The organism is Sulfitobacter sp. IGS-18 (genome assembly GCF_059628195.1).
Map to the genome: position 1 here is coordinate 2,602,801 of NZ_CM184556.1, position 14,386 is coordinate 2,617,186.

Consider the following 14,386-nt stretch of genomic DNA (forward strand, 5'->3'; position numbering starts at 1 on the left):
CGATTCCGCCGGTGACAAAACGGTTGAGTTTTGGCACATTCTGTGGTGCGGAGAAGGTCCGGAACGAGCCCTGAGCAGACAAGCTATTCCCGATATCTTCTTCTGCTGCTTCCTACCAGGCTAACGAATTCGTCAGCTGAAAATTCCTCGGGTTCACAGGCATCCCAATCCTGCAAGAGCGTCACAGTCTGGGCGCGCGGGTCTACTTCCAAGGCGAACGTATTGAATTCCAGTGTGGTAGTATCTTCTTTTTTCAGGGCACTCTTCACACGTTTCATCACTCCAGAAACCCCAGAGCCAGCAATTTCGATATCCAGGTATTGTATCGCAATTGTTTTGTTTGACGGCTTCATTGGAGTTATCTGCACGAGAACATTTAATTGCAGATTCCACGCTTTGAAGCACTGTGTCAAACAGCAGCTCCGTCCCGCAGACCGGACATAAACCCGTTGCCAGAACCTGTGCGGCAAAAACGGTGGTTTTGCCCCGGATCAAAGCACGGTGCGCTTGCCCTCCGGGCGGTTCGGGGACATCGCCGTTTGTCCCAGCGCATGGCGCGGCGCTGCGACCCCTCGCGGCATCAGGCGTTCCGCATGCCCCAGAAGCGCGCCTGCGGTGAGCCAGGTCAATGGCGTCAGCGTGGCGTTCAGCAGCATGTCCACCATGGTGATCCCCAGGATCAGGCACAAGGGCGCCACCAGCGGCGACAGCGCCGCCTCCCCCTGCCGCCGCATGTAGAGCGCCAGCATCGCCAGTGGCAGGGCCAGCAGGCCGAATTCGCAGATGTACCCCAGCCAGCCGAAGGTGCCGAAGATGATGATCCAGCGGCCATCGGGGATTGACAGGATCTGCCCGGTTTCGCCGTCGCGGATCAGGCTGCGGCCCCAGCCGCCCCAGCCGAACAGGGGCTTTTCCGCCGCCCGCGCCAGCAATTGTTCCTCGTTGTTGAAACGGTATTCCAGCGATTGCGCGCGCGCGGGGTTGATCGCCTCGGCCTGGGCGATGATGGCGTCCAGCGGGATCAGCTGGAAATTGCGCAACATCGGATAGACCACTGCAACCACGGCAAAGAACAGCGCCAGCCGGATCTGCCAGCGCAGCGGTGCAAACAGCACCAGCGGGGTCAGCGCCATGCCATAGGCCAGCGACGCAAGGCTTTTGCACAGGATGAGCAGCACCGCGAGATAGGCCACCACGCAGAAGGCCCGCAGCTTTCGTTCCGGTTCGGCCACCCGCGCCAGACCGGCTGCGGCAATCAGCCCGGTGCAGACAAACAGCGCCAGCCACAACCCATGCGGCAGGAAGACGATGGGTCTGAACCCGCCGTCGCGCATCATCTGTTCGAAGGAATGCTGGAAGAAGCCGTAGATCCAGACGTTCATCTGCGGGCTGAGGCGGATTTCGATCAGCGAGGGCACGGAATAGATCAATGTCCCGACCATCAGCGCCGTCAGCAGTTCGCGCAGCCCGCCCTCTGTCGCCAGAAACTGGCGTGCCAGCAGGAAGGGCACCAGGCTCAGCACTTGCGCGATCAGCACCGACCCGATGTCGCGCACCGATTGCCCCGGCAGTTGATCCACCACAAAGACGATCGGGTCGGTATTGCGCAGCACCTCGAAAATGATCGGATCGCCGTTGGTCAGCACCGTCGGGATGGCCGAGAGCACCAGCCCCACCGTCAGCAGCTGCGCCAGCCGCGCATCGGGCCAGAGGGCCACCCGGTGGTGTTTCACCCCGAACAGCAGGATCAGCAGCACGCTCAGATTGGGGATCGAGGTCTTGTCCATTGCCGGGACCAGCGGCAGGTTGAACTCCGCCAGCGGCGGCAGAAACAGATATCCCCCCAGGATCGACCAGATCAGCGCCCGCTCCAGTTTCTGGGTGCGGAACAGGATCAGGCAGACCATCGGCCAGATCAGCAGCATCAGATAGGCAAGGCCGTTGGGCATGGGGTCGGGGCGTATCCTGAGGTCGCGTGAGGGAATAGAGCAGGTAAATTACCATCTGGCCCGCGCCCTGTCATCTGGGTAGATTTGGCAAAACCTGTTGGATTGATCCGGAAGAACCCCGCAAGGCATTGTTAATGAATGGAAATATATCAGTGAATTCGGCATGGCCCCAGGGCGTCCCGTGCTGCGCTTGGGCAGGTGACGTGTGAAATTTGGCACGCCCCCGGCCGAAGTCGCGGTCAATGTGCCGACACGCGCAGGATTGTTTCGCGCCGTCAGGGAAAAATTCAGCGCCCGCGACGGATTCGCGCTGGCCACCCTGAACCTTGATCACCTGACCAAACTGCCCCGTGATCCGGCCTTTCTGGCGGCCTACCGTGCCCATGACATGGTGGTGGCCGATGGCCGCCCCATCGTCTGGCTGTCGAAACTGGCGGGACAGCCGGTCGAGCTCATGCCCGGCTCTGACATGATCCTGCCGCTTTGCGCCCTCGCGGCAGAGATGGGGACCAAGGTCTCGCTGATCGGCAGCAGCGACGCGGCGCTGCAAGGGGCGGCGCAGGCGTTGACCGACCGCACGGCGGGTCTGGAGGTTGTCCACATCCACGCCCCGGCCTATGGGTTCGATCCGCAGGGTGCCGCTGCCGAGGCGCTGCTGGCGGAGCTTGCCGCCTCTGGCGCGGGCCTGTGTTTCATCGCGCTGGGCGCGCCGAAACAGGAGCTGTTTGCCGCCCTGGGCCGCGAAAAGGCACCAAGGGTCGGCTTTGCCTCCATCGGGGCGGGGCTGGATTTCCTCTCAGGTCATCAGGTCCGCGCGCCGCGGATCATGCGGATGCTGGCGCTGGAATGGCTGTGGCGGGCGCTGCAGGCCCCGCGCCGGATGGTGCCGCGCTATGCGAAATGTTTCGCGATCCTGCCCGGCCTTGTGGCGCAGGCGCTGCGCCAGCGCTGAGGGCCGGGGTCATTTGTATTCGATGATCCGGCCCTTGCGGCGGCCCAGAAGGTATTGCAGCGCGCCCTGCGCCTCGGGGAACTTGCCCAGCACGGTGAACACCGCCTGAACCACCCCGCCGCGCCGCGACAGCCGCAGCACCTGCAGTGGATAGACCAGCAGCAGGAGCAGCGCCCAGGGCGTCACAAGAACCGCCAGCACCAGGACCGTCAGCGGCAGGCCCGCGCCCCAGAGCAGCGCGCGCCGGGTTTCGGTCATCCAGTGACGCTCCGGCGGGGCGCCGTGCAGCGCCGCCCCTTCGGCAAAGGCATGACCGGCCCGGCGGCTGCGTTTCCACCATTGGCCGAAGCGGGTGATGTCGGCATCATGCCAGGTCATTTCCGCCTCCAGCCGCCAGACCTGCCATCCGGCGGCGCGCAGGCGGACGCAAAGCTCCGGCTCTTCCCCCGCGATCAGACTGTCGCGGTAGCCGCCCACCGCGCGCAGGGCAGTTACACGCATCAGGGCGTCGCCGCCGCAGGCTTTGGCCTGTCCCGGGGCGGTGTCCCATTCCGCGTCGATCAGCGCGTTGTAGATGCTGGCCTCCGGATGACGTTCACGGCGGCGGCCACAGGCCACGGCGGCCTGCGGATGGTCGGCCAGAAAGGCGCGGGCCGTCTCGATCCAGCCGTCGCGCAAGACGCAATCGCCATCCAGCAGCTGCACCAGATCGGCATCGGCTGGCAGCGCCGCCAGCCCTGCGTTGCGCGCCCGCGCGGCGGTGAAGGGCTGCGTCATGTCCAGCGCGATCACCTGTGCGCCACGCGCCTGCGCCGCCGCGACGGAGTCATCGGTTGAGCCCGAATCCACATAGATCACCGGATCGGCCCGGCCCGAAAGCGCATCGAGGCAGGCCATCAGCCGTGCCCCTTCGTTGCGGCCGATGACAATCGCCGCGACCTTCACGGCGACAGGTCCGCCAGGTGGTCGGCATAATCCTGCGTTGTCACGGTAAAGCCCGCACGGGCCAGCAGTTCCACCCGGTTCCAGCGCCGCGCATCCAGCGAAAACAGGCTCACATCGGGGCTGTCCGACAGCACTCTGGCGCGGGCCGCGTCCTCGCCATGGGCCAGATCGCCCGAGGCCAGCGACGCCGCATCGCGGGCCAGCGGATTGTTGGCAAACTTGTAATGCTGGATCACCGCTGTCACATCCGACACCGTCACCCCCATCGACAGATGCGGATGCGGCGCGGGCGTGACCCCCGGCCCGTTGAAGATCAGCGGATGTTTGGTCAGGCAGCAATTCTCGCCAAACACCTTGCCCCGCACCCCGCCAAAGCAGAATTTGACCGCATCGCTGGCAGTCCGGTTGTCGCGCAGCAGGTCGGAAAAGGCGATCTCGGTGCTGTGGTAGTCATGGCGGGTGATCTGGCTGATGTCGTAATAGACAAAATCGCGCAGCACACGGTCATAGGGCAGATCGGCCACCTGCGACAGTGGCGCCTTGGGGAACATCTCAAGCATCTGCGCCACCATCGCGGTATGGCCCCGCGCCTGCATATAGGTGGTCAGCGCGCGGATGCCGTGGGTCGTGGCCCCCTGGAAATCCAGGATCTCGTCCATATCGACATAGAGGCACCAGCGATTCTGCCCGTAGGTCCGGGCGGGATAGGCGCGCAGCAGGTCCTCGTAGCCGGCCAGCGGCAGGGTGCATTGGTCGATCACCGTATTAGGCTCTGCCGCGATCCGGGTCAGCGTATCATCGGTCGAGCCGTTGTCGATGAAGACGAAATGCCGGATGCCGATGCTGCGGTAATGATCGAGAAAGGCGTCAAGGTAATAGCTGCCGTTGCGCACCAGCACGATGGCAATCACCTCGTCCTTGCCGGTCTCCAGCAGTTTTGGCCCGTGGATATGGCGCAGGGAAGCCGCGAACCGCGCCCGGCGGCGGCGTTCGGCGGCACGCTGCAGGACACGGCGCAGGATATGGAGCGGTGTTTTCATGCATGGGGTGATACGACAGCCCCGCGCTTGGGTCCATGACCCGCCTGCATCTGCCGTGGTTTTGGCGCATCTGTGGCGGCGAAAGACCTCAGGCGGGCTGTTGGCCCCCGGCGCCCTGCGCGGCACCCTTCCCCGCAGTCTCACGCAGTGAAGGGTCATATATGGTCTGGCGGGCGCGCCCGGCGTGTTTGGACGCATAAAGAGCGACATCCGCGTCATCCATCAGCTTTTCCATTGCCGGGCTGATGCCGGATTGAATCCAGACGGTGCCGATGCTGGCGGAAATCCGGCAGAGGTGACCGCTGTAGGCGATCGGTTCCTCCAGCCGGTCGATGATGCGCCGGCCCACGCGGCGCAGGATGTCGGCATCGCGCACATCCACAAGCACGACGGTGAATTCATCCCCGCCGACCCGCGCCACCGTGTCCTTGTTGCGGGTTTCCTCGACCATGATCTGCGCAACGGTCTGCAGGACATGATCGCCCGCCGCATGGCCCAGGGTGTCATTGACGGATTTGAAATAATCCAGGTCGATCTGCATGACGGCAAAGGGCACCCGGCCCGCCACCATCCGCGTCAGCACATTGTTCAGCGCGCGCCGGTTGCCAAGGCCGGTCAGCGCATCGGTATCGGCCTCCTGCTCCGCCGCGATCTTGGCCCCCTGCAGGCGCAGGTTGAGACGGCGGGATTCGTCCATCGCCGCTGTTTTTGCCTCGATCAGGTAGAGCATTTCGATGGCCAGGTCCGTGGCGGCGAAATCGGCATTGCTGAGCGCATAGTCCCGCACCCCGTCCACGATGGAGATGCCGAAGGACAGGTTCACGATCATCTTGCCCTCCCCCTCCGGCAAGGGGACCAGCACCGCCTTGAGCCTGGTCCGCGGTGCGGCGCGCGTTTCAAGATGCAGTTTCGTGCCACCGGACCGCCGCAGGTCTGCCATGCTGGCAACGGCGCGTGGCCGGTTGACGGCAAAGACCTCCAGAAAGCGGGCACCGACCATGGGACTGTCCCCGGCCAGCTTGCGGGCGGTCGGCCCGGCATGGGTGATATGCCCCGTCGCGTTGATCACAAGATGCATGGGACACAGGATATCCAGCACCGATGCGCCGCCCTGCCCCGTCATTGCGCCCGTGCCCCCAGTTCAAAGGCCCGCCCTTCGGCGAAATCCGGTTCGATCAGCGAGATCGAAAGGGTTTCAATCCCCTTCTCCGAGCCGGTCGGCTCAAGCAGCGCCAGCGCGCCGTAGTCATCGGCCATGGCGCGCAGGACACCCATCATCAGATGGGCAAAGCCCGCCAGGGGCGATCTGCAGATCAGACTGTATCTGCCCTCCCCCACGGCGCGCAATTCGATCTGCGGCAGGTGCAGGTCCGGCACCGCCAGCCGCGCCCGGTCCGGCAGATCATCGAGCGAATGCAGAAAATCCTCAAAGCTGACACCCCCGAAGCGCAACAGCCGACGCACCCCTTCAAACTTGGGGTTCGCCACAAGGAACGTCCCGAAATCCTCAAGCAGGTCACTGCGGCTGCGCCGGGTGACATCGACCAGCGCGTCCAGAACGGCATGAGTCAGACTGTCCTCATAGGTCAGCATCGCCTCGAAATTGTTGAATGCCATTCCGGCATGCCGCACGACATCGTCCCACCTGTGCGCGCCGAAACTGTCGCAGATGTAGTTCTGGATGCTGCGGTTGATAAGACCGTGCATTGTTCCCTCATTCCCATAACGCCCCGCTGGCACCTTGGGCCAAAGGAATTAACAGGAGGTCAACAGCTTCAATTGTCTGCAATCTTCCTGCCGTTCGAACACAGGGAACAGAGGCCTAGGTCGTGTTGACATTCATTGTCGCCCACCCGTTTCAGTCCAAAATTGCTCAGTTCCAGGCAAGAGAGCGCAGGAATAGCCAGCTATTTCAAGCTCTCTTAACGCAGAAATGGGCAATTTTGGCGAAACCCCTGCGGGGCGCGGCGGATTTTGCCTCTGCCCTTCCGGATGTTCGCTTCCAATGATCGCATTGCTGCGCTCACATCAGGGCGCCAGCGGCAAAATCCGTCTCGCGCGGGTGGGCGACAATGAATGTCAACACGACCTAGAAATCTGTCGGTGCGCCGCCTTCGGACTTCCGCCGCGCCACGAAATCCGCCAGTTCGTCGCGGATCGCGATGTCCATCGGGGGCGGTTCGAAACTGCTCACGATATCCTTGAACATGTGATGCGCCCGCTCCGGGGTCCAGATCGCGCCCGCGGCCTCCCAGCCCTCGTAGTTCTTCCAGTCGGACAGGAAAGGCTGGTAAAACGCGGTGGTATAGCGGTCCTGGGTGTGCTGAATGCCAAAGAAATGGCCCGTATTGCCCACCGACTTGATCGCATCCAGCGCGATCTCATCCGGGCCGGTGGCGCAGATCTCGGGCTGCATGTAGCGCTGGATCTGCTGCAGCACCTCGCAATCCATGATGAACTTTTCGGGGCTGGCGATCAGCCCGCCCTCCAGCCATCCGGCGGCGTGATACACCATGTTGGTGCCCGATTGCACCGCGGCCCAGAGCGAATTGGAGGTTTCCCACATCGCCTGCCCGTCCGGCACATTGGCGGCGCAGACGCCGGAGGACCGCAGCGGCAGGCCGTAGAAGCGGGCAAGCTGCCCGGTCATCTGGGTCGCGCGCATGTATTCCGGGGTGCCAAAGGCGGGCGCGCCCGATTTCATGTCCACGTTGGATGTGAACGTGCCGATCGCGACCGGGCAGCCGGGGCGGATGATCTGCGCCAGCACCACGGCGCAAAGCGCCTCTGCCAGCGATTGCGCCACGGCGCCGGACATGGTGACAGGGGCCATGGCACCGGCCAGGGTGAAGGGGGTCACCACCAGCCCCTGCCCGCGCCGCGCCAGCCGCATCCAGCCGTCCATCATCGGAAAATCGTGTTTCAAGGGCGAGGTCGAATTGATGTTGGTGTACATATGCGGGGTGGCGTCGAATTCATCATGGGTCAGACCACCCGCGATGCGCACCATTTCCATCACATCCTCGACCCGCTCGCGGCCCAGCGAATAGGCGTGCATGACCTTGTCGGTCAGCGTCAGCTTGTCATAAAGCACGTCAAGGTGCCGCACCGAAGCATGCACATCCACCGGTTCGACGGGATAGCCGCCCGCAAAGTGGATGCAGTTGAAATACTGCGTCAGCTTCAGCAGGTCGCGGCACATCTCGCGGGTGCCGGGGACCTTCTTGCCAATCGCCATATCCCAGTAGTTGGGCGGTGAGGACACATTGCCGAACAGCAGGTTCCTGCCGCCCACGGTGATCCGGCGGTCCGGGTTGCGCGGGGTCAGGGTGAATTCGGCAGGGGCCTTGCCCACCCATTCCATCACGAAGTCGCGCCCCATGCGGACATTCTCGCCATTGACGGTGCAGCCCGCCCTGCCCAGGATTTCCAGCGCCTCGGGGTTCAGAAACTCGATCCCGATTTCTTCCAGTATCCGCATGGCACCATCGTGGATCGCCGCGATGCCTTCTTCGTCCAGAGGTTCGGTGGGGCGGTCGATGTTGACCGGCGGGTTCCAGGGCATCTGCTCGATGACCGCGCTGCCACGCCGGGTCTTGGCCCCCGCGCGCCCGCCGCTGCGCGTTTTGCGTCTGGGTTGGGTCTCTGTCATGGTTGCTCTCCTGAGGTTGCTCTCAGAAAGCCCCAGCCCAGCGGCCACATCCGTTCCGTTCGCGACGAAGGATGTCGCTTCCGGGCCGCCGTTAGCCGGTTATCGGGTGGCGGGCGTCGAGCCAGGCGGGCAGATGGCCGATATCGGGCAATACGGCATCGGCCAGCGGGGCCAGCGTTTCCGCCGTGGCCATGCCGGTGAGGACCGCGACACAGACCATGCCTGCGGCGCGCCCGGCCACCAGATCATGGGTGCTGTCGCCGATCATGGCGATCCGTTCGGCCGGCAGGCCGGTCGCCTCGGCAAAGGCCCGCATCTGGCCCGGCTCCGGCTTGCCGCCATGGCCGCTGTCGAAGCCGGCGATGAAATCGAACTGGTCCTCGATCCCCGCCGCTGCCAGATGCGCCCGTGCAGGCACGATGGCATCATTGGTCGCCACACCCAGCGCCAGGCCGCGTCCGCGCAACCCCGTCAGCAAGGGAATCAGCGGCACCGCCTCGCGCTGCGGCGCGCGGGCGGCTTCCTCGTTCAACACGCCGATCAGCTGCGGGCCGGAAAGTTCGGGAAAAAGCGGCAGGAGCGCCGCCGTCACCTCTCCCGGTGTGCCCGCGATGACGATGCTGTCAGGCGCGAAGACGGCTGCATCATAATCAAATCCGATCCTTGCGCCCGCCTGCAACGCGCGGTCATGGTCGCCGCCGCACAGCCGGGTCAGAAAGGCAGCGGCCCAGACCTCCCATGTGGCGGCAAAGTCGAACAAGGTGCCATCCTTGTCAAAGAGCAACCCTTTGATTTCATTCATGTCCAATTCACCTGCTCGCCACCGGGCAAGGCCGCCCGTGCCATCATCGGCCTGTCATAGGATGCTTTCACCGCGTCACAGAAAGCCACCACCCAGGCATCATCCATCATCAGGAAATCGAGCACACCGCCCAGGAAGGCGGGATCGGCCGCGCGTTCGCGCAGATCGGTCTCGGAGGTCCCGGTGCTGCCCAGGAACACCGGCAGAAGGTCATCATTGCCAACCAGCCAGGCCAGCGCCTGCAGGGCAAAACTTTCGGCGGACTCCCGCGTATCGGACATGGCTCTTCCGTTTTTTAAGGTTCCAGCAACGCTTTGTTAACCAATGGGTTCAAGAAAGAACCTATGGAATGCGTTCTTACATCACGCGGAGGTCGGGGGCATGCAAGCTAGAATCCTCATCGCCGACCCGATTGTCACCAACCGCATCGTGCTGAAGGTCAAACTGGCCAGCGCGTTCTATACCGTCATTCAGGCGGGAACGATGGCCGAGGTCACGGAAATCGCGCTTTCCGATGCGCCGGACCTGATCATCAGCGCCCTGGAACTGCCCGACGGATCGGCGGCGGAGCTTTGCGCACAGCTGGCCAAATGGTCCCAGACCCGGCAGATCGGCATCCTGGCCCTGGCCGGTCAGATCGACCATGCCACGCGCATGGCCACGCTGGAGGCAGGTGTGCATGATATCCTGGTCAGACCCTATGACGAGACCCTGCTGCTGAGCCGGGTGCGCAGCCTGATCCGCACCTATAATGCAGAGGCGGAGTGGCAGATCCGCGACGATACCACGCGCGCCTTGGGCTTTGCCGAACCGGAGGTAACCTTTGGCCCGCAGGGCGAATTCGTGCTGGTGGGGCAGGACCGGACCACAATCCAGCGATGGGCCATCGGGCTGCGCCCCCTGCTGGGCGGCAAGGTCACGCTGGCCAGCGACAAGGAGATCATGGGCAAGCGGCTGGACAAGGGCCCGCCGGACGTCTTTGTCCTTGTGATCGGGCCGGAGACCGCCGGGTCCGGCGACAGTCTGAGGCTGATCTCGGCCTTGCGGACAAATGCAAGGTCGCGCCATTGCGGCATCCTTGTCCTGCAGACGCAGCCCGATGCCACATTGGCAACCAATGCGCTGGACATGGGCGCGGACGACCTGATGACCGATGGTTTCGACGCGGCCGAACTTGCCCTGCGGCTCAAGGCCTTGCTGCGGCGCAAGCTCCTGTCGGAAAAGTTGCGCCAGACCGTCCGGACGGGGCTGAAAGCGGCGATGTACGACCCGCTCACCGGGCTTTACAACCGGCGCTATGCCATGCCGCATCTGGTGCGCGTGGCCGAACAGGCGCGCAGCACCGGACGCCCCTTTGCGGTGATGGTCTGCGACCTGGATCATTTCAAACGCATCAATGATCTTTACGGCCATGCCTCGGGCGATGCGGTGCTGGTCGAGGTGGCCGAACGGCTGCGCAGTTCCCTGCGGGCGATGGACATGGTGGCCCGGATCGGGGGGGAGGAATTCATGATCGTGATGCCCGCCACCACCCTGCCCGAAGCGCGCCAGGCGGCGCTGCGCCTTTGCGACCTGATTGGCGGAAGCCCCTTCGACCTGCCCGGCAGCGCCGATCCGGTCCGCATCACCATCAGCATCGGCATGGCGCTTGATACCCAGCCCCAATCGCCGGAGGGGGCGGGCGATGCCGATATCTCGGCGGAGGATGCGGGGGCCAGGCTGATGGATCAGGCGGACAAGGCGCTTTACGCCGCCAAGGTCAAGGGCCGCAATCAGGTCAAGCTTGGCCGTCCCGCCGCCTGAACCGCCGCCGCCTGAACTGTCGCCGCCTGAACCTCCAATATCACCATGATCGCAATTGCGGCGGGGTCCGAATTCATTCCGCCTGACGGGGCCAGCGCCGTGCATCCGGCGCGCCAAGCGCTGCCACCACCGGAGCAAGCAAGCGCCGGGGCACCATCATCAGGAGCGCCGGCGCATCAACCGTGACCGTCATCGGCCCGGTGGCATGGTTCGATGTGCCGGACTGGACGCCGGGCGCGAAATCAAGCCCGTCGAGCGGCCAGTGCAACCCGGTGCTCTGCGCCGTGACCGGGGCCAGCGGAAACAGGGAGATCACCTCGGCGCGTTCGGTCGGCAGGCTGATGCGGGGCGGAGCAAGGAACAAAAGCTCCTCTGCCCCGATCAGCACACAGGGGCGATCCGCACAGACCATCAGCGTGTGCAATGCCGCCAGCTGGTGGTCGATCCGCCCGCCGGTAAAGCCCACCGCGATGACAACGGGGGCCGTGATGCGGGTCAGCGCCTTTTCGAAATCCGTGCTGTCCTGCTCCGCGATCAGATGCAGGTGACCCGCCGGTATCGCGCGCCGCGTTTCGGGCGAAAGCGAGTCGAAATCGCCGATCACGGCTTCGGGCATGATCCCGGCTGCAAGGGCAAGTGCCGCGCCGCCATCCGCTGCAACGCAGCGGGGTGCCAGCGTCAATGCTTTGTGAAGATCTTGTGGCGTAGCCTGCCCACCACCGACCAACGTGATTGGACCCTTCCCGTGAACAATGCCCTTCGTTTTGGCGACAATGCCGTCAATCATGGCTCATTTGCCCTTATTCCGGAAACAGATCACATTCTGGCCTTAAAATGATACGATGCCTTGCACAGATTCGGACCTCTTTGGTCTTGGACATCGTGGTAAACAGATATCTGCAGAACCGCAGAGGACGAGCATCCGATGATGAGTAACAACAAGATCCTGACCGTCTCATATGGCACGTTTTCGTGCACGCTGGAAGGTTTCGATGACAGCTTCGGCACCATGAAGGCGATTGCGGAGTATTTCCGCGATCTGGCGGCAGATGACCGTTACTTTGGTGCAGAACCTCCGCAGCCCGATGCCGAAATGCTGACGCGGATTGCTCAGAAGGAAATTTCGCGCCGGGTTCAGGCCCGCGAGCATGATGGCAAGATCGTGCTGAGCGCGCTGGAAGATCACAGCGATGCGCCCGAACAACCCGCAGCCAAGGCGCCGGAAGCCGCTCAGGCAGAGGCCAGCGCGCCTGCTGCCGCCGGTATCGCAGCGCTGGCCGGCGCCGCCGCGCCTGCCGCCCCTGCCCCCGTTGAAGCAGCCCCTGCACCCGTCGATGAGGCTGACGCCGCCATCGCCGCAGAAGCGCATGTTGACCTGGCCGATCTGGCCCGGGAAGAACCGGCCGGGGCTGACAGCGACACACCCGCAGAAGAGACAACAGCGCCGGAACCGATCCGCGACCTCACCGAAGAGGCCGTGGCCAGCTCGGCACCCGAGACCTCCGTTCAGGACGAAGACGAGAACGACATCGTCCCGGGCCAGCCCGATTCGGAGGTCGAAGCCTTCTTTGCCGAAAACGCGGCAGAGGGTTCCGTCTCTGACGATTTCGAGGATGACCTGGCAGAGGCCGCCGAACCGGCCGGGACGGCAGAGCCGGTTGCCGCTGCCCCGGCAGCCCCCGCGCCCGACAGCATCGCCGCCAAGCTGCAGCGCATCCGTGCGGTTGTGGCGCAGCATGACGATGCCGACGACGAAGAGGCCTATGCCGAAGACGAAGATGCCATCGCAGGCAGCAATGCCGCGGCTGCGTTTGACGATCTGGAAGACGCCGCAGAGGATGACCACGCCGATGACAACGCGGAGCAGGATCTGATCGCCCGCGCCCGCCATGACATCGAAGACGCCCTTGATGCGGATGACGCGGCGGATCAGGCCGAAGCGGAAGACGATTACAGCGACATCCTGAACCGTCTTTCGATGGATGAAGATGACGCCGTGGCGGAAGCCGTGGAAGACGAGGCCGAAGGTGAGGACGACGGGTCTTCCGAGGTCGAGGATGCACTGGCGAACCTGTTTGACGACGAGGACGAGGCAGAGGCAGAGATCGAGGAAGCCGCCGAAGCGGAGGATGCCTTCGACGCCATCGAGGATGCCGAGGTAGAAGCCGCGCTTGCGGCCGAGCCCGAAACCGCCCCGCAGCCCCGCGCCCGCGTGATCAAGGTCAAGCGCGCCGATCTGGAAGCGGCGATCAACCGTGGCGAGCTGGAAGAATACGACGACGAGGAAGACGACGATTTCGACATGTCCGACCTGGATGATGTGGACCGGGCGCTTGACGATCTGGCACCTTCGAAATCGGCCGACACCTCGCTTTCGCCCGAAGACGAACAGGAACTGGCCCGCGAGCTGGCCGAGCTTGAGAAAGACATCGAAGGCGACAACATCCTGCCGGTCGGGCAAAAGGGCGATGACCGCGCGGCCGGCACGTCCCGGCACACCCTGCCCGCCATCGAGGATGAAGCAAGCGACGACATGTCCCGGCTGATGGCCGAAGCCGACCATCACATGGACGAGCCCGAAAGCACGACACGCCGCAATGCCTTTGCCCATCTGCGTGCCGCGGTTGCGGCCAAGAAGGCTGATGGCGGGATCGGCACCGATGCCGAGCAGGAAAAGAAGGACCGCGCCTTCCGCTCCGACCTGGCAGAGGTTGTGCGCCCGCGCCGCCCGGTTGGGTCCGGCAACCGCACCGCCCGGCCCGAAGAATCGCGTCCCGCACCGCTGAAACTGGTGGCCGAACAGCGCATCGACGTTGAAAAGACCCGTGCCGCGGGCCCGGTGCGTCCGCGCCGTGTTTCCGCCGTTGTGACAGAACCGAAGGCCACCGCCGAGGGCACCGTCAGTTTTGCGGAATATGCCGAGGAGATGGGCGCGCATTCCCTTCCCGAACTTTTGGAAGCGGCAGCGGCCTATATGTCCTTTGTCGAAGGGTTCGAGCAGTTCTCCCGCCCGCAACTGATGACAAAGGTGCGTCAGGTCGGCCCGGAAGAGGGTTTCAGCCGCGAAGACGGTCTGCGGTCCTTTGGCCAGCTGCTGCGCGCGGGCAAGATCGAAAAGATCAAGGGCGGGCGGTTCACCGTCTCCGAGGATATCGGTTATCGCCCCGACCAGCGCGCCGTGGGGTAACCCCGGCGCACCCGCTGCGAAATGGCCGCCCCTCAGGGCGGCTGAGGCTACTGAAA

The 14,386-nt window shown here is 64.0% G+C and carries 13 protein-coding genes; 3 read left to right on the plus strand and 10 right to left on the minus strand.

The genetic code is table 11. The features are described from left to right. Positions 1-83: 83 nt before the first annotated feature. Both ACWNZ3_RS12510 and ACWNZ3_RS12515 read right to left on the minus strand, forming a co-directional pair. A complete protein-coding gene (locus ACWNZ3_RS12510; RefSeq protein ID WP_496900138.1) occupies positions 84-413 on the minus strand; it encodes a hypothetical protein in 330 nt (109 codons plus the stop codon). Positions 414-491: 78 nt separating this feature from the next. Then, positions 492-1,949: a hypothetical protein gene (locus ACWNZ3_RS12515; RefSeq protein WP_496900139.1), complete on the minus strand. Its 1,458-nt coding sequence runs from the start codon at positions 1,947-1,949 to the stop codon at positions 492-494. A 205-nt stretch (positions 1,950-2,154) separates the two neighbouring features. On the opposite strand from ACWNZ3_RS12515, the gene ACWNZ3_RS12520 reads away from it, so the two are divergent. Next, positions 2,155-2,901, plus strand: coding sequence for a WecB/TagA/CpsF family glycosyltransferase (locus ACWNZ3_RS12520; RefSeq protein ID WP_496900140.1), 747 nt, complete (start codon positions 2,155-2,157; stop codon positions 2,899-2,901). Between the two features lie 9 nt (positions 2,902-2,910). Here ACWNZ3_RS12520 and ACWNZ3_RS12525 read toward each other — a convergent pair whose 3' ends face one another. The 7 genes from ACWNZ3_RS12525 to ACWNZ3_RS12555 form a co-directional block, all read right to left on the minus strand. Beyond that, complete coding sequence (locus ACWNZ3_RS12525) at positions 2,911-3,846, minus strand: glycosyltransferase family 2 protein (protein ID WP_496900141.1); 936 nt, start codon at positions 3,844-3,846, stop codon at positions 2,911-2,913. Next, complete coding sequence (locus ACWNZ3_RS12530) at positions 3,843-4,886, minus strand: glycosyltransferase family 2 protein (protein WP_496900142.1); 1,044 nt, start codon at positions 4,884-4,886, stop codon at positions 3,843-3,845. The genes ACWNZ3_RS12525 and ACWNZ3_RS12530 overlap by 4 nt, the downstream gene beginning before the upstream one ends. 88 nt (positions 4,887-4,974) lie before the next feature. Then, on the minus strand, positions 4,975-6,009 hold the full coding sequence (locus tag ACWNZ3_RS12535) for a diguanylate cyclase domain-containing protein (protein WP_496900143.1): 1,035 nt from the start codon (positions 6,007-6,009) through the stop codon (positions 4,975-4,977). Further along, positions 6,006-6,593: a heme NO-binding domain-containing protein gene (locus ACWNZ3_RS12540; protein WP_269367399.1), complete on the minus strand. Its 588-nt coding sequence runs from the start codon at positions 6,591-6,593 to the stop codon at positions 6,006-6,008. Before ACWNZ3_RS12540 ends, ACWNZ3_RS12535 begins: the two co-directional genes overlap by 4 nt. A 382-nt stretch (positions 6,594-6,975) precedes the next feature. Then, on the minus strand, positions 6,976-8,538 hold the full coding sequence (locus ACWNZ3_RS12545) for a trimethylamine methyltransferase family protein (RefSeq protein ID WP_496900144.1): 1,563 nt from the start codon (positions 8,536-8,538) through the stop codon (positions 6,976-6,978). 91 nt (positions 8,539-8,629) lie between these two features. Next, the gene (locus ACWNZ3_RS12550; RefSeq protein WP_496900145.1) at positions 8,630-9,340 is read right to left on the minus strand and encodes an HAD family hydrolase; all 711 of its coding nucleotides are present in this window, start codon (positions 9,338-9,340) and stop codon (positions 8,630-8,632) included. Beyond that, positions 9,337-9,621, minus strand: a complete 285-nt coding sequence (locus tag ACWNZ3_RS12555) for a DUF3572 domain-containing protein (protein ID WP_269364947.1) — start codon at positions 9,619-9,621, stop codon at positions 9,337-9,339. Before ACWNZ3_RS12555 ends, ACWNZ3_RS12550 begins: the two co-directional genes overlap by 4 nt. Positions 9,622-9,721: 100 nt before the next feature. Between ACWNZ3_RS12555 and ACWNZ3_RS12560 the strand changes: the two genes are divergently transcribed. Next, a complete protein-coding gene (locus tag ACWNZ3_RS12560) occupies positions 9,722-11,143 on the plus strand; it encodes a diguanylate cyclase domain-containing protein (protein WP_496900146.1) in 1,422 nt (473 codons plus the stop codon). 73 nt (positions 11,144-11,216) lie between these two features. Here the strand turns inward: ACWNZ3_RS12560 and ACWNZ3_RS12565 are convergent, their stop codons facing one another. After that, the gene (locus tag ACWNZ3_RS12565) at positions 11,217-11,825 is read right to left on the minus strand and encodes a thiamine diphosphokinase (protein ID WP_496900147.1); all 609 of its coding nucleotides are present in this window, start codon (positions 11,823-11,825) and stop codon (positions 11,217-11,219) included. 246 nt (positions 11,826-12,071) lie between these two features. Between ACWNZ3_RS12565 and ACWNZ3_RS12570 the strand changes: the two genes are divergently transcribed. Next, positions 12,072-14,330 (plus strand): hypothetical protein, encoded by a 2,259-nt coding sequence (locus tag ACWNZ3_RS12570; protein WP_496900148.1) that lies wholly within the window; start codon positions 12,072-12,074, stop codon positions 14,328-14,330. Positions 14,331-14,386 lie beyond the last annotated feature (56 nt).

Excerpts from the sequence above, each read along its gene's own strand:
- ACWNZ3_RS12515 (WP_496900139.1), bottom strand. The coding sequence starts at position 1,949 with ATGCCCAACGGCCTTGCCTATCTGATGCTGCTGATCTGGCCGATGGTC.
- ACWNZ3_RS12530 (WP_496900142.1), bottom strand. The coding sequence starts at position 4,886 with ATGAAAACACCGCTCCATATCCTGCGCCGTGTCCTGCAGCGTGCCGCC.
- ACWNZ3_RS12535 (WP_496900143.1), bottom strand. The coding sequence starts at position 6,009 with ATGACGGGGCAGGGCGGCGCATCGGTGCTGGATATCCTGTGTCCCATG.
- ACWNZ3_RS12540 (WP_269367399.1), bottom strand. The coding sequence starts at position 6,593 with ATGCACGGTCTTATCAACCGCAGCATCCAGAACTACATCTGCGACAGT.
- ACWNZ3_RS12545 (WP_496900144.1), bottom strand. The coding sequence starts at position 8,538 with ATGACAGAGACCCAACCCAGACGCAAAACGCGCAGCGGCGGGCGCGCG.
- ACWNZ3_RS12550 (WP_496900145.1), bottom strand. The coding sequence starts at position 9,340 with ATGAATGAAATCAAAGGGTTGCTCTTTGACAAGGATGGCACCTTGTTC.
- ACWNZ3_RS12555 (WP_269364947.1), bottom strand. The coding sequence starts at position 9,621 with ATGTCCGATACGCGGGAGTCCGCCGAAAGTTTTGCCCTGCAGGCGCTG.
- ACWNZ3_RS12560 (WP_496900146.1), top strand. The coding sequence starts at position 9,722 with ATGCAAGCTAGAATCCTCATCGCCGACCCGATTGTCACCAACCGCATC.
- ACWNZ3_RS12570 (WP_496900148.1), top strand. The coding sequence starts at position 12,072 with ATGAGTAACAACAAGATCCTGACCGTCTCATATGGCACGTTTTCGTGC.